22 protein-coding genes are annotated in these 23502 nt (G+C 61.3%); 13 read left to right on the top strand and 9 right to left on the bottom strand.

What is annotated here, in order from left to right:
* Positions 1-208, top strand: a 208-nt coding sequence (locus KHO31_RS35275; RefSeq protein WP_211619427.1) for a hypothetical protein, incomplete at its 5' end; no start/stop codon positions are given.
* On the opposite strand, the gene KHO31_RS35270 is transcribed toward KHO31_RS35275, so the two are convergent.
* Entirely contained in the window at positions 192-1325 is a 1134-nt protein-coding gene (locus KHO31_RS35270) for a polyamine ABC transporter substrate-binding protein (RefSeq protein WP_201084471.1), read from the bottom strand. The two genes, KHO31_RS35275 and KHO31_RS35270, sit on opposite strands and share 17 nt — an antisense overlap.
* A 97-nt stretch (positions 1326-1422) precedes the next feature.
* A complete protein-coding gene (locus KHO31_RS35265) occupies positions 1423-2757 on the bottom strand; it encodes a glutamine synthetase family protein (RefSeq protein ID WP_211621367.1) in 1335 nt (444 codons plus the stop codon).
* 485 nt (positions 2758-3242) lie between these two features.
* Between KHO31_RS35265 and KHO31_RS35260 the strand changes: the two genes are divergently transcribed.
* The 5 genes from KHO31_RS35260 (at position 3243) to KHO31_RS35240 (ending at position 8242) form a co-directional block, all read left to right on the top strand.
* Complete coding sequence (locus KHO31_RS35260; protein ID WP_201086865.1) at positions 3243-4715, top strand: aldehyde dehydrogenase; 1473 nt, start codon at positions 3243-3245, stop codon at positions 4713-4715.
* A 36-nt stretch (positions 4716-4751) separates the two neighbouring features.
* Positions 4752-6143 carry an aspartate aminotransferase family protein gene (locus KHO31_RS35255; protein WP_211625487.1) on the top strand — a complete coding sequence of 464 codons (1392 nt, stop codon included), beginning with the start codon at positions 4752-4754 and terminating at the stop codon, positions 6141-6143.
* Positions 6144-6339: 196 nt separating this feature from the next.
* Positions 6340-6711 carry a hypothetical protein gene (locus tag KHO31_RS35250; RefSeq protein ID WP_201083507.1) on the top strand — a complete coding sequence of 124 codons (372 nt, stop codon included), beginning with the start codon at positions 6340-6342 and terminating at the stop codon, positions 6709-6711.
* A 488-nt stretch (positions 6712-7199) separates the two neighbouring features.
* Complete coding sequence (locus tag KHO31_RS39610; protein ID WP_236071665.1) at positions 7200-7355, top strand: hypothetical protein; 156 nt, start codon at positions 7200-7202, stop codon at positions 7353-7355.
* Between the two features lie 2 nt (positions 7356-7357).
* A complete protein-coding gene (locus KHO31_RS35240) occupies positions 7358-8242 on the top strand; it encodes a 4-hydroxy-tetrahydrodipicolinate synthase family protein (protein WP_201083511.1) in 885 nt (294 codons plus the stop codon).
* A gap of 53 nt (positions 8243-8295) precedes the next feature.
* On the opposite strand, the gene KHO31_RS35235 is transcribed toward KHO31_RS35240, so the two are convergent.
* Entirely contained in the window at positions 8296-8883 is a 588-nt protein-coding gene (locus tag KHO31_RS35235; RefSeq protein ID WP_236071662.1) for a lytic transglycosylase domain-containing protein, read from the bottom strand.
* Positions 8884-9162: 279 nt separating this feature from the next.
* Positions 9163-9876 (bottom strand): Crp/Fnr family transcriptional regulator, encoded by a 714-nt coding sequence (locus KHO31_RS35230; RefSeq protein ID WP_211625484.1) that lies wholly within the window; start codon positions 9874-9876, stop codon positions 9163-9165.
* 91 nt (positions 9877-9967) lie between these two features.
* Between KHO31_RS35230 and KHO31_RS35225 the strand changes: the two genes are divergently transcribed.
* Positions 9968-10519, top strand: a complete 552-nt coding sequence (locus KHO31_RS35225; protein WP_211625482.1) for an Mpo1 family 2-hydroxy fatty acid dioxygenase — start codon at positions 9968-9970, stop codon at positions 10517-10519.
* Between the two features lie 8 nt (positions 10520-10527).
* On the opposite strand, the gene rarD is transcribed toward KHO31_RS35225, so the two are convergent.
* Positions 10528-11424: an EamA family transporter RarD gene (rarD, locus tag KHO31_RS35220; protein WP_201107722.1), complete on the bottom strand. Its 897-nt coding sequence runs from the start codon at positions 11422-11424 to the stop codon at positions 10528-10530.
* A gap of 618 nt (positions 11425-12042) precedes the next feature.
* Between rarD and egtD the strand changes: the two genes are divergently transcribed.
* The gene (gene egtD, locus KHO31_RS35215; protein WP_201083520.1) at positions 12043-13026 is read left to right on the top strand and encodes an L-histidine N(alpha)-methyltransferase; all 984 of its coding nucleotides are present in this window, start codon (positions 12043-12045) and stop codon (positions 13024-13026) included.
* A 111-nt stretch (positions 13027-13137) separates the two neighbouring features.
* Here the strand turns inward: egtD and KHO31_RS35210 are convergent, their stop codons facing one another.
* Positions 13138-13431 carry an acylphosphatase gene (locus tag KHO31_RS35210; RefSeq protein ID WP_201083522.1) on the bottom strand — a complete coding sequence of 98 codons (294 nt, stop codon included), beginning with the start codon at positions 13429-13431 and terminating at the stop codon, positions 13138-13140.
* A 162-nt stretch (positions 13432-13593) separates the two neighbouring features.
* Here KHO31_RS35210 and hpnA point away from each other — a divergent pair, with 162 nt between their 5' ends.
* Positions 13594-14604 (top strand): hopanoid-associated sugar epimerase, encoded by a 1011-nt coding sequence (gene hpnA, locus KHO31_RS35205; protein WP_201083524.1) that lies wholly within the window; start codon positions 13594-13596, stop codon positions 14602-14604.
* Positions 14605-14826: 222 nt separating this feature from the next.
* Positions 14827-15402, top strand: a complete 576-nt coding sequence (locus KHO31_RS35200) for a hypothetical protein (protein WP_201086851.1) — start codon at positions 14827-14829, stop codon at positions 15400-15402.
* Between the two features lie 78 nt (positions 15403-15480).
* Here the strand turns inward: KHO31_RS35200 and KHO31_RS35195 are convergent, their stop codons facing one another.
* Together KHO31_RS35195 and hpnC are read right to left on the bottom strand one after the other, a co-directional pair.
* A complete protein-coding gene (locus tag KHO31_RS35195) occupies positions 15481-16653 on the bottom strand; it encodes a glycosyltransferase (RefSeq protein WP_201086852.1) in 1173 nt (390 codons plus the stop codon).
* Complete coding sequence (gene hpnC / locus KHO31_RS35190) at positions 16653-17519, bottom strand: squalene synthase HpnC (RefSeq protein ID WP_201083650.1); 867 nt, start codon at positions 17517-17519, stop codon at positions 16653-16655. The genes KHO31_RS35195 and hpnC overlap by 1 nt, the downstream gene beginning before the upstream one ends.
* Positions 17520-17853: 334 nt before the next feature.
* Between hpnC and ispH the strand changes: the two genes are divergently transcribed.
* The gene (gene ispH, locus KHO31_RS35185) at positions 17854-18798 is read left to right on the top strand and encodes a 4-hydroxy-3-methylbut-2-enyl diphosphate reductase (RefSeq protein ID WP_201083533.1); all 945 of its coding nucleotides are present in this window, start codon (positions 17854-17856) and stop codon (positions 18796-18798) included.
* Between the two features lie 10 nt (positions 18799-18808).
* Positions 18809-19969, top strand: coding sequence for an adenosyl-hopene transferase HpnH (hpnH, locus tag KHO31_RS35180; protein ID WP_201083540.1), 1161 nt, complete (start codon positions 18809-18811; stop codon positions 19967-19969).
* 98 nt (positions 19970-20067) lie between these two features.
* On the opposite strand, the gene KHO31_RS35175 is transcribed toward hpnH, so the two are convergent.
* Positions 20068-20673, bottom strand: coding sequence for an MlaC/ttg2D family ABC transporter substrate-binding protein (locus KHO31_RS35175; protein WP_201083542.1), 606 nt, complete (start codon positions 20671-20673; stop codon positions 20068-20070).
* A 212-nt stretch (positions 20674-20885) separates the two neighbouring features.
* Here KHO31_RS35175 and hpnN point away from each other — a divergent pair, with 212 nt between their 5' ends.
* A complete protein-coding gene (hpnN, locus tag KHO31_RS35170) occupies positions 20886-23501 on the top strand; it encodes a hopanoid transporter HpnN (protein WP_211625480.1) in 2616 nt (871 codons plus the stop codon).
* Position 23502: the final 1 nt, after the last annotated feature.

Here is a 23502-nt window from a genome sequence, read left to right as displayed (position 1 = left end):
GCGCAAGTGTCTCCATACGAGGCGCGGAAAGCGGCTCGCAAATGCGCTGCGATCGGAAAACATGGGACTGCGCGCGGGTGGGACTTTTAATGCGCGCAGGCTGACTACCGTGCTGCTTATTTCAGGCGGACAGGAGTCAAGCGACCCCTGCTACGAAGCTATCGATGAGCTTGTCTGCCGTGAATACCTATTTAATGTCCTGTTTTAAGCTGGGCCCAGAGGCGGTTTTCAAGCCGAAGGATGTCAGTCGGCAAGGGCTTCAACAGGGTCATCTTCTTCAGCACGTCCTCCGGCGGGTACACACCCTGGTCATGCAAGACGGCCGGTGTGACGAACTGGCGGGCGGGGACATTGGCGGTCGGATAGAAAACCTCGTTGGTAATGGCCGCATTGGCTTTCGGGTCTTCGATGTAATTGATCCACGCGAGCGCCGCTTCAGGGTGCGGTGCATCCTTCGGGATCACCATCACGTCGAACCACACCAGGCCACCTTCCTTCACGTTGTTGAACTTGATGTTGTATGAACGCTTGGCTTCCTCCGCACGGCGGTGTGCGATGCCGACGTCGCCCGACCAGCCGAGCGTGACGCAAATGTCGTTGTTCGCCAGGTCGTTGATGTAGCCCGACGAGTTGAACTGTGTGATGTACGGACGGACTTTCTTCAGCACTTCGAAGGCGGCCTGGTAGTCGCCCGGATTTGTGCTGTTCGGATCCTTGTGCAGGTATTGCAGCGTGGCGGCGAACACGTCGACGGGCTGATCGAGGAACGACACACCGCAACTCTTCAACTTGGAGATGTACGCCGGGTCAAGCACCAGTGCCCAGCTGTCAACGGGCGCATCCGCACCCAGGGCCTTCTGGACTGCCTGCACGTTGTAGCCGATGCCGTCGGTGCCGTACGCATAAGGCGCACCGTACTGGTTACCCGGATCAGCCTCACTGATGATCTTCATCAACGTGGGATCCAGGTTGGCGAGATTGGGGACTTTCGTCCTGTCGAGCTTCTGATACACGCCGGCCTGAATCTGCTTGGCCATATAGTTCGACGTCGGTACGACGATGTCATAGCCGGAACTGCCAGCCAGCAGCTTGGCCTGCAATGTGTCGTCGCTGTCGTAGTTGTCGTACTTCACGTGGATGCCGCTCTGCTTTTCGAAGTTCGGAATCGTGTCCTTGCCGATATAGTCCGACCAGTTGTACACATTCAGTTCCGTGTCGGCCGCTAGCGCCGGTGTGACTGACAACGCACAGAGGCTGGTGAAGGCGAGTAGCGCGGCCCCCGCGGCCGCATGGCGAAGATGACGTCGAGAATGACAAGCGCTCATGATGTTCCCCTAGTAAGTAAAGAAGCCGGTGCGAGCGTCTGTCGGTGCTCTTGCCGGACGAAATTGGCGTTGAGAAAGGCCTGGTTGTGGCGTGGCCTTAAACGTGCAGCAGCAAATGCCGGCGTTCCCACGAGCTGATCACGCGGAAAAACGCTTCGTATTCGGTTTCTTTCAGTGCGAGGTAGGCCTTGACGAATTTCTCGCCGAGAATCTCGGCCATCGGTTCGCATGCGCCCATCAGCGTCAGCCCTTCTTCCAGATTGCGCGGCAACTGGTAGGGCAGTTCGTAACCGTCGCTGAGCAGCGGCTCGGTCGGTTCCAGCTTTTGCGTCATGCCGAGATAGCCGGCGGCCAGCGTCGCTGCGATCGCGAGATACGGATTGCAGTCGACACCCGGAATGCGGTTCTCGATGCGGCGCGCAGCCGGGCCCGAATGCGGAATCCGGAAGCCCACCGTACGGTTGTCGTAACCCCATGCCACATTGATCGGCGCAGCCATGAAGCGCGACAGGCGGCGATACGAGTTGATGTACGGCGCGAAGATAGGCATCAGTGCCGGCGTGTATTTCTGCAGGCCCGCGATATAGCCGGTGAACATCGACGTGGGCTTGCCGTCCGGACCGGTGAACAGGTTCTGGCCGGTTTCTTCGTCCACCAGGCTCTGGTGCATGTGCATCGCCGAGCCCGGTTCGCCTTCCATCGGCTTGGCCATGAAGGTCGCGTACATCTTGTGGCGCAGCGCGGCTTCACGCACCGTGCGCTTGAACAGGAACACGCTGTCGGCGAGCTTCAGCGGATCGCCGTGCATGAAGTTGATTTCCATCTGCGCGGCGCCGACTTCGTGAATCAGCGTGTCGACTTCCAGTTCCTGCACTTCGCAGTATTCATAGATGTCTTCGAACAGCGGATCGAATTCGTTCACGGCTTCGATCGAATACGCCTGACGGCCCGTTTCCGGACGGCCCGTACGGCCGATCGGCGGTTGCAGCGGCAGATCGGGGTCCTTGTTCATGTCGACCAGATAGAACTCGAGCTCGGGCGCGATGACCGGCTTCCAGCCTTTGGCCTTGTAGAGTTCGAGCACGCGGCGCAGCACACGGCGCGGCGAGATCGCGACGGGGGTGCCGTCGAAGTGAACGCAGTCGTGGATCACCTGGGCGGTCGGATCGACGGCCCATGGAATCATGCGGATGGTGCTGGCGTCAGGAACGCACACCATGTCCGGGTCGGTGACGCCGGTGAGCGTGCCGTCTTCCGGATAGTCGCCTGTGACGGTCTGGATCATCACCGCCTGCGGCAAGCGCATGGACTCGCCGGATTCGAACTTGCTGCGCGGAATGATCTTGCCGCGTGCGATCCCGGCCATATCCGGAATGATCGCTTCGATTTCGGTGACGCGGTTCTTCTTCAGGAATTCGTCGATTTCGTTCATGGCTCTTTATCCGTCCATCTATCGACGCTACGCACAACGTCCTCTGTGCGCGCGGCTCTTGCAACATGCCGTTCCTGCTACCGCAGCCCCTCCAGATGCAAGAGACCTGCGGCAAACGACGGATGGAGCGTAGCATCGCGTATTTATTGAATAAAAATAGTTTTCCTACCTTATGGATAGTTTTTTTAGATGCAAAATCGTCTCGCTGCTTCCTGCCTATTAAAGGGTGTTCACAATCTGTTCCGGCATTCGAGCAACGAATCCTCGAAAGAGGCCAGAAAGAAATGCAACTCCGAAAATGAATAGGAAAAACAGATGCAATGAAGAGCAAATTTGTTCTTTCCCGTCCCTTTTTGTTAATCGACAGTAGGGCGCTAGAGCAGTAGCTGTCTCGACCATTGATACACGAGATAGGCAGGTAGACCTGCCCATCGCCAGACCGGAGTTATTCCTTGAGTCATTCTTCAGCTGATATCCGCAACCATATGGAATGGCGGCGACTGGCCGCAGACGTTCGCCCGCGCGCACAGGCACACATCGACGGTCGCTTCACGGACGCTCAGAACGGCAAGACCTTTCAGGCGATTAATCCGGCGACTGAGGCGGTGATTGCCAACGTCGCCTCTTGTGACGTTGCCGATGTGAACGACGCCGTTCGTGCCGCCCGTGCTTCGTTCAATGCGGGGCATTGGTCGCGTTGTCCGCCGGCGGAACGCAAGCGCGTCCTGTGCCGGTTAGGTGCATTGATTGCGTCCCACGGCGCAGAGCTCGCCTTGCTCGACTCGCTCAATATGGGCAAACGCGTGGCCGACGCCTTCGACATCGACGTGCCGGCTGCAAGCAGCCTGTTCTGCTGGTATGGCGAAGCGATAGATAAAGTGAACGGCGAGGTCGCGTCGACCGATCCGGGCAATCTCGCTGTTGTCACGCGCGAGCCGCTCGGTGTGGTTGGCGCAGTCGTGCCGTGGAATTTTCCGCTCGATATGGTGGCCTGGAAAATCGCCCCTGCACTTGCGGCAGGCAATAGCGTCGTGCTGAAGCCCGCGGAGCAATCGCCGCTGTCTGCCCTGCGTCTTGCCGAACTCGCGCTTGAGGCGGGACTGCCCCCGGGTGTGCTGAACGTCGTACCCGGGTTCGGAGAGACAGCAGGACGCGCGCTCGGATTGCATCCGGACGTCGACGTCCTGGCATTTACGGGGTCGACGTCCGTCGGCAAGAAATTTCTCGAGTACGCCGCGCAATCCAATATGAAGCAGGTCTGGCTCGAATGCGGCGGCAAGAGTCCGAATCTGGTTTTCGAAGACGCGGACGATCTCGATCTTGCGGCCCGCAAAGCGTGCTTCGGCATCTTCTTCAATCAGGGCGAAGTGTGCTCGGCTAATTCACGACTGCTGGTACATCGCTCGATCCATGATGAATTTGTCGATCGCCTGATCGCCCATTCGCGCGACTTCATGCCGGGCGACCCGCTTGATCCTGCCAGCGGCATGGGCGCAATCGTCGACCGCTCTCAGTTTGAGCGGGTAAAAGAATGGATCGCGCGCGGGCGCACGACCTCGACGCTGGCGACCGGCGGCGGAACACGGCTTGTCGATGGCAAAGGGTATTTCATCGAGCCGACCATCTTTGTCGATGTGAACGCAAGCGATCCGATTGCGCGCGAGGAAATTTTTGGTCCGGTCCTGTCGGTGCTCAAATTCGACACCGAGGACGAGGCGATCGAACTCGCCAACGATTCGATTTATGGACTCGCCGCGTCGGTCTGGACGGGCGGCCTGTCACGCGCACATCGCGTCGCGTCGCGCTTGCGCGCCGGCACGGTTTCCGTCAACACCGTCGACGCACTCAGCGCGCAAACCCCGTTTGGCGGTTTCCGTCAGTCGGGATTCGGCCGCGATCTGTCGTTGCATGCGCTCGACAAATACACCGGGCTTAAGACGACGTGGATCAGCTACTGATCCGGCGTTACACGTTACACAACTGGAACCTTGAACATGAATGCTCCTAACTTCCCGCACCGCGCCACCCGCGATTACCAACAAAGCGATGCTGCCCATCACCTGCATGCCTTCGTCGATCAGAAAGCGCTGAACAACGAAGGGCCGCGCGTGATGGTTCGAGGCGAGGGTGTCTATCTCTGGGATAACGACGGAAACCGTTACATCGACGGCATGTCTGGCCTCTGGTGCACCAACGTCGGTTATGGTCGTCAGGAACTGATCGATGCAGCGTCACAGCAGATGAAGGAACTGTCGTACTACAACATGTTCTTTCACACCACGCACCCCGCAGTGATTGAATTGTCGGAACGACTGTTCTCGCTGCTGGGCGATCGGTTTAGTCATGTCGTGTACACGAACTCCGGCTCCGAAGCGAATGAAGTACTCATTCGTACCGTCCGGCGGTACTGGGACATCATGGGCAAACCTAGCAAAAAGGTATTGATCGGGCGAATCAATGGCTATCACGGATCGACCGTCGGCAGCGCGTCGCTGGGTGGCATGGGCTTCATGCATGAAATGGGCGACCTTCCGATTCCGAATGTGACGCACGTCGACGAACCCTACTGGTACGCGAACGGTGGCGATCTGAGCCCCGAAGCATTCGGCAAGCAGGCCGCGTTGTCGCTCGAAAAGAAGATTCTCGAACTGGGCGCGGACCGGGTCGGTGCCTTTGTCGCCGAGCCATTTCAGGGGGCGGGCGGCATGATCTTCCCGCCAGACGGCTACTGGCAGGAGATCCAGCGCATTTGCAGTCAGTACGACGTGCTGTTGTGCGCGGACGAAGTGATTGGCGGTTTCGGGCGAACCGGCGAGTGGTTCGCGCATCGGCATTTCGGCTTCGAGCCGGATCTGATCTGTATTGCGAAGGGTCTGACGTCGGGTTACGTGCCGATGGGCGGTCTGGTGATGAGCCGGCAGATCGGCGAGGCCCTGGTCGAAAAAGGCGGTGTCTACGCACACGGACTGACCTACTCCGGTCACCCGGTCGCGGCGGCGGTCGCGTTGGCCAATCTCGATGTCCTCGTGAAAGACCGTCTTGTCGAGCGCACCAAGAACGATACGGGTCCGTATCTGCAGAAGGCATTGCGTGACGCCTTCGCCGATCACCCGTTGATCGGCGAGATTCAGGGCGTGGGCGCGGTGGCCGCGATACAGTTCGCGAAGAACAAGGCCACGCGTGAGCGCTTTAGCGACGAAGCCGAGTTGACGTGGCATAGCCGGACGGTCGGCTTCGAACTGGGCGCCATCGTGCGCTCGACGAACGGCCGGCTGATCGTCGCCCCGCCGCTGGTGATCGACCATGCGCAGATCGACGAATTGGTCGACAAGATGCGGCAGGCCGTCGATGCAACTGCACAGAAGGTACTCGGCAATACCCGTTGATCCTGCTTTTACGATTGTGCCGCTTCAGCTCGGCGCCAGTGGCGGCGGCTGAACGGCGCACGGCAATATGTATCCGCCGTTACGTTTTGTCACCAGAGCATCGTCAACTGCTGTCCTCCGGCCAACGTTAAACCGGCAGCGCTGAAACATTTCAGCCGCGACACAAAGAACAACCGGTTTAACCAGGAGTTACATCATGAAGACGCTTTTCGCTGCTCTCGCTTCCGCTCTCGTCGTGTCGACCGCTTTCGCACAAACCGCAGCACCGGCGGCCGCGCAACCCGCGCAAACGCAACCCGCCGGTCAAGCGAATCTGAAGGCGAGCACCGCCGTGCAAACCGGCGCGGCCGACAACGGCGCGGCGACGACAAAAGCGCCGACCAAGGCCGCTACGAAAGCGCATGTGAAAAAGATTTCCGCCAGCCACACGGCAAAGGCGCATAAAGCCACCAAGAAGACCGCTGTCGACACAAGCGCAAGCAAGACAAAGACGGAGAGCGCGAAAGAGGCCAGCAATGCCCCGGCAAAAGCCGACGGCGCAAAGACCGACACGACCAAGACGCAATAACACGTGATCGGTTTTCGGCACGCATCGGCCACGCATGCGTAGTTAATCGAAGCCGAACACTGCCGTTCAGGGAGGGCGAGTCTCGCGACTCGCCTTTTTTTATGGGCGCGTCGCATGAACCTGGTTGAAGCTCATGCTAAGTATATTTGCCAGCCCCATGCACCATGGCTCAATTCGAGCGACTCCTCGAACCCGCCTGTTTTTTTCAACGGACACCCCAATTTTTGCACTGCGTTTACCCGTAGACGTCTAATCTCGAACTGTCTTGATCAACCATGGCGTCAACGAACGCCACAACACATGGCTCTCACGCAATCAATCGACAGCTTCGACACGCAGCCGCTCAGCGCGCCGCCGGTTCAACGCAACAATGTCATTCCCTTCCGCGCGGCCCGCGCCCGCTTGCAGGTGACCCTGCCCCCCCCCCCTCGCACGACCTTCCTGGCACCCAGCTCCGCACACTGCTTCATTCACCGCTCGGCGTGTACGTGGTCAGCACGGAGGCCGTGCGCGAAGAAGTGCGCGTGCAACTCGATATTGCGCTCGACGACCTCGATTTCACGATGCATACGCTGATCTCGACACTCCCCGCAGCACTGATCGGACCGTTGAAGCGCCGCCAAGCCGTCGCAAAGGTGCGCTAATCATGTTTTCAGGTATCTGGTTGCCCATCGTTACCCCGCTTCGTCATGGCGAAGTCGACGTCGACGCGTTGCAGCGCCTCGCGGACTACTACCTGAGCACGGAGATCAGCGGTTTTGTTGCCTTGAGCACGACGGGCGAAGCCGCTTTGTTACAGGAATCCGAACGTCTCACCGTGCTGCAGGCACTGAAAGATGTGATCGGCTCCCGTCTGCCGATGCTGATCGGCGTCGGCGGATCCAATACGCGCGACGTCCTGCACGATATTCAGCGCTATGAGCGCTGGGACTGCGCGGGTTACCTGGTGTCGCCACCGTCGTACGTTTGCCCGGATCAGGCCGGCGTGCAGTGGCATTTCGAACAAGTCGCACTCGCCACCGAACGCCCCATCGTTTTGTACAACGTGCCGCATCGAACCGGCGTGACGATCGCACCGGGCACGGTCGCGCGCCTGGTCGAACACAGCAACATCGTCGCGATCAAGGAATGCGTGAAGGAACATTTCAGCATGCTGCGCGGCCTGCCGATCAATGTGTTGTGCGGGACGGACGAAGCCCTGGACACCTGCCTGAACAACGGCGGCACAGGGGGCATTCTGGCAAGCGCACATGTTTGCGCGGACCTTCTGGTTGCCGTACAGGAATTGATCCGGGCCGATCGCGAGCCGGACGAGCGCAATCTGTTCGCCAGCCTGCTGCCCGTCTTGCGTCTGCTGTTCGCCGCGCCCAATCCGTCCGCGATCAAGGCGATGCTGGCGTTCGATCATTCAATGACCGATGAAACGCGTATGCCGATCACGCGCGCTTCGGCACAACTCGTCGAACGCCTGAGTACCGCACGCGACAGGTTGCAGGACCTGCGCGCCGAGTTTGCCGGCGTAATGAGCTAACGAGTAAGAGGCTGCATTTCAATGGGCACGTCATTGCGCCGCGAATCAGATCATCATTCGCGGCGCAAACTTGCGTCGAAGCGTTGCATCCGCAATACGACCCGACGCGCATAGCCACGGCCGCCGCCGCTATAGCGAAGCAACGCGGCGTCGAGATCGCCCCCGCTTGCGTCGATGTAGCCGCGCAGAATGGCCGAGCCGATTCGCACGTTGATCGCCGGATCGGACAAGTCGGTTGTGCCCGCAATCAATTGCGGATGCGCAGCGGGCAAGATCTGCATGAGCCCTCGCGCGCCTGCAACGCTGACTGCGTAGCGATCGAAACTCGACTCGACCGCCATCACGGCCAGTAGCAATATCGGCGAGATGGCGTGGCGGTCGGCTTCAATCAGCACTGCGCGTGCGATCTTCATCGATTCCATCGGAGCAACGCGAAACTGTGCGCGCAGTAAAGCGGTGATATCGCTGAGAGCCGGTAAGCCCGCTTCAGACGATGATTCGCTCGTGGTGGCAATTGGAGTTGCCACAGCTGACTGCACGTCTGCCGCGTGCGAAGCGGTGGCGAGCGAGAAAACGATCGCCGCAAGCATCGTCTTCAGTCCGAATACCGGATGAACGTCTGCTTTTCGTTGTGTTTGCACACCATCCAGAGCGCCATTTCCATGCATATTTTCGCTTCCTGACCGGGGTACCTCGACCTTACCGGGGTTGGTGTAGCGAATCGCCAAAGAAATAAGGCTGCGCCGTAAAATCCCTATAAAGATGCAGCGGCGCGCGAGCACCGCGGTCGCGGTCATCGCCATCGCAGCGGGATTGCCTTCGACGGGCATCGCTGTCTACCTGGCCGCCACGTTGCCCTTTGCGTTCTTTTCGTAGGTGAGCGGGAGGCCGCGCCGCGCTTTGCGAGTAGATCGAGGCCTTCAAACCGCTGCGGGATCCAGATCGGCTAGCGCACTGAGCTTTTGCACGTCGGTGATTTCGATTTCCGCATAGCCCAGCTTCAATGCACCCTGCGTTTCGAACTGCTTGAGCACCTGATTGATCGTCTGCCGCGACAAAGCCAGCATCATTGCCAGGTCCTCCTGCGGCACCTTGAGTACGCGCCGCAATGCACCGGGTTCGCCGTAACCACCAGCCATCAGCAACAAGCGGCGCGCCACGCGCGGTGCGGCGGGAAGCAAGGCGGCTTCTTCAATGGCATCGAAAGCAAGGCGCAGCTTTTGCGTCAACAGCAAACCGAAGACATGCCAATACTCGGGCGTGCGTTCGAGCAGCGCGGCAAGCGCGGCGCGCGGCACGTGAAACAGTTCGGAATCGCGTTCGGCGTACGCATCATGGGTTCGCGGCCGGTTATCGAACAGCGCGATCTCGCCGAACCAGTTGACCGGCTCGATGACCGCGAGCAACGCTTCCTTGCCGGCCGAGCTCGCCGCGCCGATTCGCACCAGACCGTCGAGCACGCAATAGAGGCCGTCGTCGGAATCGCCGCGCGTGAAGAGCCGTTGGCCGGCCGCCAGGCGCTCGACACACCCCGCTTCGATCAATTGCGCTTGCATGGCAGCGGGCGCCGAGCGAAACCACGCGCTGCGCGCCAGCAGGCGGCCAAGCTCATTTGATGAAAAACTCGCAGTCATAGGACGGTATCCGTGCCCGATTGTCGGCTACCCGATGGTTTCAAATTTCGCTGCCCGCGATTATGCTGACTTTGATTCAGGAGCGGCATCCATGAGAACGCTGACGCAACAGCTTACGCAATACGCGGCCTACCATCGTGACCGGCGCAATATCGCCACGCATTTCATCGGTATTCCGATGATTGTGCTGGCGCTGGCTGTGTTGTTGAGCCGGCCCGCTTTCAGCTTCGGCGCGCTGTCATTTGCGTCGCCGCTTACCTTCTCGCCCGCGTGGGTGTTGTTCGCCGCTGCCACCCTTTATTACCTCGTGCTCGACGTGCCGCTCGGTGTGATGATGGCCGTGGTATCGGTGTTATGCGTCGCGTGTGGACAGTGGCTCGCCGCGCAAACCACGCTCACCTGGCTCGCGTCGGGCATCGGACTCTTCGTGGTCGGCTGGGTGTTTCAGTTCATCGGCCATGTGGCATACGAACATCGCAAGCCGGCATTTGTCGACGACTTGATCGGTCTGCTCATCGGGCCGCTATTCGTACTCGCTGAAGCGTTGTTCGGTTTCGGCTGGCGGCCGGCACTGCGCAAAGCAATCGAGGCGCAGGTCGGCGCGACGCGGATCAATGCGGATCGCGCGGCAGCGCATCGCTGAAACGCGGCTCAGCGCGTCGCAAAGCGAACCAGCCGCACGCTATGCAATGCCGTCAGCGCAACCGCGATCCAGATAGGAATATAGGTGGCTAACTGCGCGGCGTTCAGCACCTCGCCGAGCAAGGTGATCGAGACCAGCACCAGCAACACCGGCTCGACGTAGCCGAGGATGCCGAACAAAGCGACCGGCAATAAACGGCTCGCCTTCAGATATGAAGCCAGCGCGATGGTGCTGAGCGCGCCGAGCCCGGGCAAAAGCAAACACCACATGTCGATACGGCCGCCGATCGTCGTCAACGAACCGCCGATGATGATGAACACGGCTGCCGCCGGCAGCAGCAGCGCCATTTCAACCGTGAACATGGCCAGCGAATCCTGGTTGATTTTGCGGCGCAGCACGAAATACGGCGGATAACCGAGCGCGACCAGCAAGGTCGGCCACGAAAACGCGCCCGTCATCCACAGTTCATGCGCAACGCCCAAAGCGGCACAGACAACAGCCAGCCACTGCAAAGCGTCAAGGCGCTCGTGATAGTAGAAACGCCCCACCAGCACCATCACCAAGGGCAACAGGAAATAACCGAGCGAAACTTCAAGCATGCGCCCATGCAGCGGCGCCCATAGAAACACCCACAACTGCGCGCCCAGCAAAACGGCGCTGACAAGCATCGCCACGCCGAGTTTCGGCTCCGTCACCATGCGGTAAAGAAGTTGCCGAAGAATGGGCAGGCGCTTGCGCAACACGATCAGCAACAGGGCGCCCGGAACGGTCCACACGATACGCCACGCGAAAATGTCGAGGCCGCTCAACGGCGCAAGCAGCTTGGCGTAAGCGGACAGTAATGCAAACATCGCTGACGCACCGATCGACAACGCGATACCGCGCTTTGGGTCATACTGGTTCATTGCGCGGCCTGTGGTGCAATCGCTTCGGCACGCGGTACAGGTGAACAGGCGTGTGCAGATGCAGGTGTGTGCGGCGCAGCATACGGCTGCGCGCCTCGAATCGTTGTCATTAGAAGTGAAGTCTCACAAACAGGCAGTGCGGATCAAGCGCTGCATTTTTATCTTCGATATGCGATGCAAGCGGGCATTCTAGACGGGTTCCCGGCCAACGCGCCCGCTCGCAACTTGCAGTAAAGAGCAATTTTCCCCGTGCGCATCACGCGCCGATGCACTAGAACATAACTTCACGCGCAACAGGCGAATTCGCGGTTGCAACGCCGGCAAGTTCCCGTGCAGTTGCTCAAGCGCGAATCTTGCTACGAAGTCTGGCGACACCGTTTGCAACGTCATCCGAGACATCCTGGATATCCGTCGCAACCGTCAATCGTCATTTGCAATCGTCATTTGCAAGCGTCATTTGCAAGCGTCATCTGCAGCATCAATGAGCCGGGCCGGCAAAGGCAGTCCACGCGGACCGGGCCAGCCCTTCTTTCCCACGGCATGCATCAACTGTGTTTTACGCGCATGCCGCCGCCCGGCCAGCAATCCCGCTCATCGAATGTGACTACTGGAGCCAGCATGACCCAGCCAGCCCTCTCGCACGACGCATCGCCCGACCTATTACGCGCCACCTTCGCCGCCGAGGTTCGCGCCGGACTCACGCACACGCCGCAGAAAGAGCTGCCGTCGAAGTATCTGTATGACGAAGTCGGCTCCGCGCTGTTCGAAGTGATCACTGTCCTGCCCGAATACGGCGTGACACGCGCTGAGGAACGGTTGCTCACGAAGCACGCGGCAGACATCGTCGCGCACTTGCCGCACGACGTCACCGTCGCCGAACTGGGCAGCGGCAGCGGCCGCAAAACGCGGCGCATTCTGGAAGCGCTGTGTAAAAAGCGCCCTACTTCTTACTTCCCGATTGAAATTTCGCGCAGCGCGTTGCAGTTGTGCAGGCGCGAACTCGGCGACATCGAGCGGATCTCGATCGTCGGTTATGAACGCGATTACCTCGCCGGACTGGCCGAAGTGAGCAAGAACCGCGCGGTGGACGAACGGTTACTCGTCCTGTTTCTTGGCAGTACGATCGGTAACTTCGGCAGACTCGCGGCGACGCGTTTTCTGCGCGATATCCGCACCATGCTCGCACCTGGTGACGCGCTGCTGCTCGGCACGGATCTGATCAAGCCAACGCCGGTGCTGGTGGCCGCTTACGACGATTCGATCGGCGTGACCGCATCGTTCAATCTGAATCTGCTGGCGCGCATCAATCGAGAACTCGACGGCGATTTTCCGCTCGATGCGTTCGAGCACGTCGCGCGCTTCAATCCGGACGCCCGCAGCATCGAGATGCACCTGCGTGCGAAACGCGATGTCACCGCGCACGTGGGCGCGGCGCAATTGACGGTCTCGCTCAAAGCAGACGAAACGATCTGGACCGAGAGCAGCCACAAATATCGTGCCGACGAAATGCCCGCGATCGCCGACGATGCCGGCTTCGTGTGCAGCCATCAGTGGATCGAAGATGGATGGGGCTTTGCGGAGAGCTTGCTGGTGGCGCGTTGAGCACGCCCGGTTGCTGACCGGAGCGGCCAGGCAAACGTGAAAAGGCGGCGCGCCATGGGCATGATGGCGCGCCGCCTTTTCTTTTGCGTGAAGCCTATTGTGTGAAGCCGCTCAGTGCTGCTCGAAACGCTCGAAACGCTTTTCAGTCCGACGCTCTTCGCCGGTCACTTCGGTCACGCGCGCCGCCGGCGGCCCGTGACGCAGCCACGACAGCATCCGGTCGACCTGGTTGGCCGAGCCCTGCAACATGGCTTCGACGGAACCGTCGTCGAGATTCGCCACCCATCCCTTGATACCGAGCGCGTGGGCCTGCCGCACGGTGGCGTGGCGAAAGCCCACGCCCTGCACGGTGCCGCGCACCCGCACGTAATATGTTTCGATCCGCTGATCCAGATCCGGGGCCATGCCGTCCTCTCATTACATTCTTTCAAGCCGGCATTCTAGTCGCGTCGCGACGAGAATGCTCGGCGAGGTCTCAGTTCGCCTGCGCGCTTAGGCCGCCCGGCGCGACACGCGCCACGCGCGACACGTACAATCCGTCGACTGTCACGCAGGGAATGAAAGAGAATGACCGAACAGAATCGCGATCTCGTGCTCGTCACCGGCGCATCCGGCTTCGTCGGCTCGTCGGTGGCGCGCATCGCGCAGCAGAAAGGTTTCAAGGTGCGCGTGCTGGTGCGCGCCACCAGTCCGCGCAAAAACGTCGAGGCGCTGGATGCGGAAATCGTCGTCGGCGATATGCGCGACGAAACGTCGATGCGTAACGCGCTGCGCGGCGTGCGCTACCTGCTGCACGTGGCGGCGGACTATCGTCTGTGGGCGCCGGACCCGGGTGAAATCGAGCGCTCGAATCTCGAAGGCACCGAAGCGACCATGCGGGCGGCGTTGAAGGAAGGCGTCGAACGCATCGTCTACACGAGCAGCGTGGCCACACTCAAGGTCACCAACTCCGGCCAGTCCGCAGACGAGACCTCGCCGCTCAAAGCCGACCAGGCAATCGGCGTGTACAAGCGCAGCAAGGTGCTGGCCGAACGCGCGGTGGAGCGCATGATCGCCGAAGACGGCCTGCCCGCCGTGATCGTCAACCCGTCCACGCCGATCGGTCCGCGCGACGTCAAACCGACGCCAACCGGCCGCATCATCGTCGAAGCCGCGCTCGGCAAGATTCCCGCGTTCGTCGAGACGGGGCTGAACCTCGTGCACGTGGATGACGTGGCCGCCGGCCATTTTCTCGCGCTCGAACGCGGCAAGATCGGCGAGCGCTATATTCTCGGCGGCGAAAATCTGCCGCTGCAACAAATGCTCGCGGATATCGCCGCGCTGACCGGCCGCAAGGCGCCGACGCTGAGTTTGCCGCGCTGGCCGCTCTACCCGCTCGCGGTGGGCGCCGAAGCGGTCGCCAAGATCACGAAGCGCGAACCGTTCCTCACCGTCGACGGTCTGAAGATGTCGAAGAACAAGATGTACTTCACGTCGGCGAAGGCAGAACGCGAGCTCGGCTATCGCGCGCGGCCCTATCGCGAGGGCCTGAGCGATGCGCTCGAATGGTTCCGGCAGGCCGGGTATCTGAAGCCCTGATACGGGCGGGATAAGTGGCGCCGCCCCGCCTAGGTTGAATCACCCAAGTCGCGTAGGCTACGCCGAGCCCGCGCGCGTAAGCAGCATCACCCAGATCACGCCGGCGGCACCGGGTGTTCCGGCATCGCCTGCACGCACTTTGTTACAACGTCACTTTGTTTGCGAAAGGTAAAAGCCTACGCGCAGCAGGTAAAATCGTAGGTCTTACCAGAGAAACCTCGCATGAATCTTCACGAACAGCTCGGCGCGCTGGAAATGGGCGTCGATCAGCTCATCCAGGCTGTCGTGGCCCCGCAGGCCGAAAACATCCCCGAGACAATCGCAGAAACCGCTGCGCAGAAAGCGCCGGTGGCGAATCACGTCCCGACCGAATCGAACGCGGAAGACGTTGCGCCGGAAGCGGCGGCGGTCGCGGTAGAAGCAGCGGAGCCGGCATCGGCACCCGCGCCTGGCGAAGAGCCGGCCGCCCAGTTGCAGCCCACGCTCGAAATCGACCGCCCCGCGCAGAACGAAATCACGATGACGATCGGCGGCCAGACGGTCGCGCTGCGTGCTGAGCAAATCGGGCAACTGATCGAGGAATTGTCGAACGCGCGCGCCTCGATGACGCCGGAACCGCCGCCGGGCATCCCGCCGGGTTGGCGCTTCGTATCGACGAAGAATCCCGTCATGGCCGTCCAGAAACAGTCGAACGGCGACCGTCTGCTGGTGATGCGCCACACCGGCCACGGCTGGGTGCCGTTCACGTTCTCGCCCGACATGGTGATCCAGATGTACATGATGCTCACCAAGGGCTGATGCCCAAGTCGATGCAAAAAAAAGCGGCGCCCGAGAGCGCCGCTTTTTTCATCTGATGAATCTCCGGGCGGCCGCGTCTCAGCGCTCCTGCACCGGCGCCTGCACCCGCGCCTTCCATTGACCACCCTTGCCGCGCCAGTAGCGCACCGCCGACGCAACCGTCGCGCCGACATAGAACAGCGCGACCAGCGGCAGAAACGGCGCCCACAGCGGCGAGCGGCGGTAATAGCTGAGCATCGGCGCATACGCGCAGCACATGAGCGCCCAGGCAAGCCACGCGGGCCAGCCCAGGGGACCGAGCACCAGCGCAGCCACCGGCGGCACCAGGTAGATGATCGTCATGCCCAACAGCGTGCCCGCCAGCAGAAACGGCGAGTAACGCAACTGCGTAAAGGCCGTGCGCGCGATCATGTTCCAGATCTCACGCCAGCTATCGTAAGGACGCAGCGACACGCTGCGCGCCGCCACATCCAGACGAATCGGATGACGCCCCGTGCCGCGATGCTTGATCCGCGCGGCGAGGCTGCAATCGTCGATCAGCTCGGCGCGAATCGACTCGATGCCACCCGCTTCTTCGAGCGCGCTGCGCCGGACCAGCATGCAGCCGCCCGCCGCCGCGGCCGTGCGGTTGCGCGGGTTGTTGACCCACGAGAACGGATACAGCTTGGCGAAGAAGAAGACGAAGGCCGGAATCAGCGCCTTTTCCCAGAACGAATCGCAGCGCAGACGGACCATCAGCGAGACGAGGTCGCGCTTTTCCGCATCCGCACGGGCGACGAGTTGCACGACGGCGTCGGCGGGATGGCCGATGTCGGCATCGGTCAGCAGCAGGAAATCGGCCGGCAGGCCAAGCGTGCGCACCGCCTCGATACCTTGCGACTGCGCCCACACCTTGCCGGACCAGCCCGGCGGCAGCGGCTTCGCGCTCAGCACCGTCAGGCGATCCGGGCATTGCAGTTGCAACGCGGCGGCGCGGGCGGCGTCGGCGGTGCCGTCGGTGCTGTGGTCGTCGACGACGATGACGTGGAATTCGCCCGGATAGTCCTGCTCGAGCAAGGTGGTCACCGCTTGAGCGATCACATCGACTTCATTGCGTGCCGGCACCACGGCGGCGACTGCCGGCCATGTTTCGCGCGCTTCGAGGGTGAGCGGCGTGGCGGGACGCGCCCGCCAGAAACCGCCGCGCGCGAACAGCAACACGCACCAGATCAGCAGGGACAGACACGACAGGAGAAACAGAACCACCGCCATTAAGCATTACCCTCAAGTGAACCCGCTTGCACGCCGACGCGCCGCGACAGGCGCATCACCACAGTGCGTACCGCGACGACGCACCAGTCAAAAGTGTTGAGCACCGGCCGCTCGCGAAACACGTCGTAGCCGGCCTTTTCGATCCGCTCGAGGATGCGCAGGCCGCCGTGGATGGCGCCGCACAGCTCGACGCCCAAGCGCCCCGGGATACGCAATGCGAGCGGCGCGCCGCGCACCAGCGTGGCCCGGACGAACGAAATTTCGTAGGCCATCAGCTTCGTCCAGGCATCGTCGACTATGCCTCTCGCGATCTGCGCCTCGGTCACATTGAACCGCCGCAGGTCCGCGAGAGGCAGATACAGGCGGTCTTTTTTCCAGTCGGCGGCGACGTCCTGCCAGAAGCTGATCAGTTGCGAGGCCGTGCAGATTGCGTCGGCATCGGCGAGATTCTCCGGCGTGGCAGCCCCTACCAGATGCAGCATCAGATGCCCGATCGGGCTTGCAGAGTGGCGGCAATAGTCGAGCAGCGCGGCCCGGTCCGCGTAACGGCTGGTGTCGATGTCCTGACCGCATGCATGGAGCAGATCGTAGAACGGCGCGAGCGGCAGTTTATACTGGGCGACCACGCTGGCGAGCTTGCCGAACAGGAGCGGGTGCACCGGCGCCGCGCGCCGCTCCGCTACCGCGTCGAGGCCGGCGCGGAAGTCGGCGAGCCGGGCATGCCGTTCGGCCGGGCTCCAGTCGCCTTCATCGGCGATGTCGGCGGCGGTGCGGACAACCTGATAGATAATGCCGATAGGCGCGCGCAGCGCCTTTGGCAGCAGCACGCTCGCGACCGGAAAATTTTCGTATTGATCGACGTCCATCCAGCGAGCCTCGAAACCTTTCTGTAATGCGGCCGCAAACGTGCGCCGCAGGACCACGTAGTTTAAGGGTTCCGCCAAACCGGTGCAGTGTGCAATTGTTGCCGCACGCGCCACGGATGCGGCGCCGGACACCGAATACGTGCTGCAGCGGCAGCCCAACACCTTGGCGGGTGCACCAAAGCAAAGCCCGCCTGATAGCGTTAGAATGCGCGTTTGGTTTTGCTGTACCGGCTCGGCGCCGGGGCTCAAGACGTCAACTAAATAGATGGTCGCGGCGATAAAGTCATAATTACCGACTTCTTCGAAACCCGCGTCAGTCGGAGTTCGCCAATTTATGCGAGTCATCCTTGCTCAGCCCCGCGGCTTTTGTGCGGGTGTTGTTCGCGCAATCGAAATCGTCGATCGCGCGTTACAGCAACACGGCGCGCCCGTGTATGTTCGCCACGAGATTGTTCACAATCGCCACGTGGTGGACAACCTGCGCCAGAAAGGCGCGCGCTTTGTCGAAGAGCTCGACGAGGTGCCGCAAGGCGCCGTGGCGATTTTCAGCGCGCATGGTGTCGCGCAGACCGTCGAGCGTGACGCGGAACAACGTGGCCTCGACGTACTTGACGCGACCTGCCCGCTCGTCACCAAAGTTCACGTGCAAGGGCGCCAGTATGTGGCTGCGGGCCGTACCCTGATCCTGATCGGCCATGCAGGCCATCCGGAAGTGGAAGGCACGATCGGCCAGATTCCGGGCAAGGTGCTGCTGGTGCAGAGCGAAGCCGAAGTCGCGCATCTGGACCTGCCGCTCGATACGCCGCTCGCGTACGTCACGCAGACCACGCTGTCGGTCGACGACACGCGGGGCATTATCGACGCCTTGCTGCGCCGTTTCACCGACATCGTCGGTCCTGACACGCGCGACATCTGCTACGCGACGCAAAACCGCCAGGCGGCGGTGCGCGAACTGAGCAAAGAGGTCGAGGTGCTGCTCGTGGTCGGCGCAACCAACAGTTCGAACTCGAACCGGCTGCGCGAAATAGGCAGCGAAACCGGCGTGGCGAGCTATCTCGTCGCCGACGGTTCGGAAGTGAAGCCGGAGTGGTTTGCGAACGTGCAGACTGTCGGCATCACGGCCGGTGCTTCGGCACCGGAAGAGATGGTGAAGAACGTAATCGATGCGCTGCGCGCATTGGGGCCTGTCAGTGTCACGACGATGGCGGGCCGTGAAGAGAAAGTCGAATTCAAGTTGCCATCGAAATTGATGCAACCACTCGCTGCACGCGAAGTTTAAGGAGGACGTCTTGTCTATTCCGCTGCTACAGAAAGTCCGGGTCGGCGCTTACATCATGCGTCAGCATTTCTCTGGTAACAAACGCTACCCGCTCGCATTGATGCTGGAGCCGCTGTTCCGCTGCAATCTCGCCTGCAATGGCTGCGGCAAGATCGATTATCCGGATCCCATCCTGAATCAGCGTCTGTCGCTCGAAGAATGCCTCGGCGCAGTCGACGAATGCGGCGCACCGGTCGTTTCGATTGCAGGCGGCGAGCCGCTTTTGCACAAGGAAATGCCGCAGATCGTGAAGGGCATCATCGCACGCAAGAAGTTCGTGTATCTGTGCACGAATGCGTTGCTGATGGAAAAGAAGATGGACGACTACGAGCCGAATCCGTACTTCGTCTGGTCGGTTCACCTGGACGGCGACCAGCAGGCGCACGATCACTCGGTGTCGCAGGAAGGCGTGTACGACAAGGCTGTCGCCGCGATCAAGGAAGCGAAGCGCCGCGGTTTCCGCGTGAACATCAACTGCACGTTGTTCAACGACGCCGTGCCGGAACGCGTCGCTGCATTCTTCGACACGCTGGGCCCGATGGGCGTGGACGGCATCACCGTCTCGCCGGGCTACGCGTACGAACGCGCGCCGGATCAGCAGCACTTCCTGAACCGCGACAAGACCAAACATCTGTTCCGCGAGATTTTCAAGCGCGGCAACAACGGCAAGAACTGGTCGTTCAGCCAGTCGGGCATGTTCCTCGACTTCCTGGCCGGCAATCAGACGTACGAGTGCACGCCTTGGGGCAACCCGGCGCGGACGGTGTTCGGCTGGCAGAAGCCGTGCTACCTGGTCGGCGAAGGCTACGTGAAGACCTTCAAGGAATTGATGGAAACCACGGAGTGGGAAAAGTACGGTACGGGCAACTACGAGAAGTGCGCGGATTGCATGGTGCACTGCGGCTTTGAAGCGACTGCCGTGATGGATACGGTGGCGCATCCGTTGAAGGCGTTGAAGGTTAGCCTGCGCGGCCCGAAGACTTCCGGTGCTTTCACCAAGGATATTGCTTTGGATAAGCAGCGTCCGGCTGAGTACGTGTTCTCGCGCCACGTCGAGATCAAGCTCGAAGAAATTGGGCGTGCTGGTACGGGCAAGAAGGTGCAGACGGCGGCTTCCGCTTCCGCACACTAAGCTGTGCCAGGGGCGGTTTTGTCCGCCCTGTGATGTGGATGTGTAAAAAAAAGCGCGGTGGCCATCAGGCCACCGCGCTTTTTCGTTTTTGCGTAACTTCAGCCTGCGCTTCGTGCGTTGTGCGCGGTCAGGAACTTGATCAAACCATCAACGCCGCCTTTGGCTAGCTGGTCAGCAAACTGCGTCTGGTACACCTGAATCAGCCAGGCGCCCATCATGTTGATGTCGTAAATCTTCCAGCCGTTGGCGCCCTTGGTCATCCGGTAATCGATGGCATCGTCGCCGCCATTGCTGATCACGTGCGACTGCACGACCGTGTCCTTGTCGCCGGCTGACGCGCTGGCCGGTAGGAATTTGAATTTCACATCCTGATCGCGCAACTGCGACAGCGAGGCTGCGTACGTGCGCACCAGCAGCAACGTAAACTGTTCATAGAGTTGCTTCTGCTGCTCGGGGGTCGCCGTACTCCATGCCTTACCTACCGCGATCCGCGTGGTCCGCTGAAAATCGGTCGCCGGGACAAATCGCGTTTGGACCAGCTCCGTAATCTTCGCCATATCGCCGCCGCGTGCCTGCGGATCAGCCTTCATCGCGGCAACCGTGCCTTCGACGGCACTCTTCACCACCGCATCCGGCGCGCTTTGCGCATAGACCGCAGTGGACACCACGGCCGCGGCCAGAAAAGCAGACAGATAACGTTTCATACGCTCGCCAAACCCCAAAAAAGTAAGCGCCGGCAGGCTAACGAGCCCGCAGCGAAAGCAGGATAGACCAGTATACCGATATTGCGTTCCCACCCCTTCACCACCGCCCGGGAGCCGTCCTTGCTAGCGAAGTGGAGTCGAACCGCTCCGGCTCTGTATACTTGTGCACTTTCGTTAAAAACGCCACCCGCGATAAGGCCCTCTCCGCCTACATGTTGAAGTCATCTATTGTCCGTCTCGTTGCCTATTCGGTGCGTCATCCGTTTCGGATCATCGCCGTGTCGCTCGTGCTCGCCGTTTTGAGCGGCATCTATGTAGCCCATAACTTCAAGATCAACACGGATATCAGCCGTCTGGTCGAGACCGACAAGCAATGGTCGTCGCTCGAACATGCCATGGACACGGCCTTCCCGCATCGCGGTGACACCGTGCTGGTGGTGGTCGAAGCCCGTGCCCCGGAATTCGCCGACGCGGCCGCCAATGCCCTGACGGCCGCGCTCAAAGCCGATCCGAAGGAGTTCATTGCCGTCTCGCAGCCCGCCGGCGGGCCGTTCTTCGAACACAATGGTCTGTTGTTCCCGTCAACCGATGAGGTCCTGTCGACCACCTCGCAGCTCGTCCAGTCCCGTCCGCTCGTCAATGCACTCGCGCACGATCCGAGCCTGACTGGCCTCGCCGGCACGCTCACCACGAGCCTGTTGCTGCCATTGCAGCTCGGTCAGGTGAAGCTGGCCGACATGAGCCATCTGTTGTCGCAAAGCGCGACCACGTTCGACCGCGTGCTGGCCGGCCAGCCGGCGGCGTTCTCGTGGCGTGCCCTGGTCGACAAGGGCGCCGCCACGGATCCGGCGCGCGCCTTTGTCACGGTGCAGCCGGTCGTGAACTACGACGCGCTGGAGCCCGGTGCGACCGCGTCCAAAGCGATCCGCGACACCGCCGCTTCGCTGCACCTCGATACGCGCTATGGCGCCACGGTCCGCCTGACGGGTCAACAGCCCCTCGCGGACGAAGAATTCGCGTCGGTCCAGGACGGTGCAGTGCTCAACGGCATCGGCACCTTCATCGTCGTGCTGGTCATTCTGTGGCTGGCGCTGCGCTCGGGCCGCATGATCGTCGCCGTGTTCATCACGCTGTTCGTCGGACTCGCGATCACTGCGGCACTCGGCTTGATGATGGTCGGCGCGCTCAACATGATTTCGGTCGCCTTCATGGTGCTGTTCGTCGGGCTCGGGGTCGATTTCGGCGTGCAGTTCGGCGTCAAATATCGTGAGGAGCGCAATCGCGACGAGCGTATTTCCGCGGCCCTCATGCATACGGCGCACAGCATCGGCGTGCCGCTGACCCTCGCGGCCGTGGCGGTCGCGCTGAGCTTCTTCTCCTTCCTGCCAACGGCTTACCGCGGCGTGTCGGAATTGGGTGAGATCGCCGGCGTCGGCATGTTCGTCGCGTACTTCACCAACATGTCGCTGCTGCCGGCGCTGCTGAAAGTCTTCAGACCGCGGAGCGAACCCACTTCGCCGGGCTTCAAGCAGCTCGCCCCTGTCGACGATTTCCTCGATCGCAACCGCAAGCCGGTCCTGATCGGCACGCTCATCGTCGTGCTCGGCGCCACCCCATTGCTCACGCATTTGCGCTTCGACTTCAACCCGCTGCATCTGAAGGACCCGCACACGGAATCGATGGCGACGCTGTTGTCGTTGAAGGATTCGCCGGAAGCGGCGGTCAACAACGTGAATGTGCTGGCGCCCACGCTCGCCGATGCGGACAAGACGGCCGCGCGTCTGCGCGCGCTGCCGGAGGTGGGCCGCGTGACCACGCTGGACACCTTCGTTCCGACCGAGCAGCAGCAAAAGCTGATGCTGATTGCGAGCGCCGCGCAGCAACTCTTGCCCGCGTTGCAGCAACAGCCCTCGCCTCAAGCCACGGACACGGTACGCGTTGCCGCGTTGAAGCGCGCATCGAACCAGCTCTCGCTCGCCGCCGACGACCACCCGGGACCAGGCGCCGCCGAAGCCCAGCATCTGTCCGCGACGCTGCAAAAACTGGCCGCCGCCGACGCTGCCACACGCGACCGCGCCGAAACCGCGATGTCCGAGCCGCTGCGTATTGCGCTGAAGCAACTGGCGGATTTGCTGCAGCCGACCGAGATTACTCGCGACAACCTGCCCAAGGAGATATACACGAACTGGGTTTCCAAGGACGGCCGCGCGCTCGTGGACATCGCACCGAGGATAAAAGCCGGTGCTGATCCGAACGACGACGCGACGCTCGCCCGCTTTGTCCACGCGGTGAAGAAGGCCGAACCGGACGCGATCGGCGGCCCGATTTCGATCCTCAATTCCGCCGACACGATCATCAAGGCGTTCCTGCAGGCTGCCGGCTACGCGTTGCTGTCGATTGCCATCCTGCTGTGGATCGCGTTGCGGCGGCTCAGCGATATGCTGCGCACCCTGGTTCCGCTGCTGGTGTCCGCCCTCGTGACGCTGGAGTTATGCGTGGTGTTTGGTATGCCACTGAACTTTGCGAACATCATTGCGTTGCCCCTAATGCTGGGGGTCGGCGTAGCATTCAAGATCTACTTTGTCATGGCCTGGCGCCATGGCCAGACCAGCCTTTTGCAGTCGAGCCTTACGCATGCCGTGTTGTTCAGCGCGGCGACCACGGCGACGGCGTTCGGCAGCCTCTGGCTGTCGCACCACCCGGGGACGTCGAGCATGGGACGCTTGCTGGCGCTCTCGTTGTTTTGCACCCTGATCGGCGCGGTGGTGTTCCAACCCGTGCTGATGGGCAAGCCGCGGCCACGTCGCGCGAAGCACAAAGGAATATAAG

The sequence above is a fragment of the Paraburkholderia domus genome, from assembly GCF_905220705.1.
GTDB classification, from domain to species: Bacteria; Pseudomonadota; Gammaproteobacteria; order Burkholderiales; family Burkholderiaceae; genus Paraburkholderia; species Paraburkholderia domus.
This window is presented reverse-complemented; position numbering and strand designations above follow the sequence as displayed.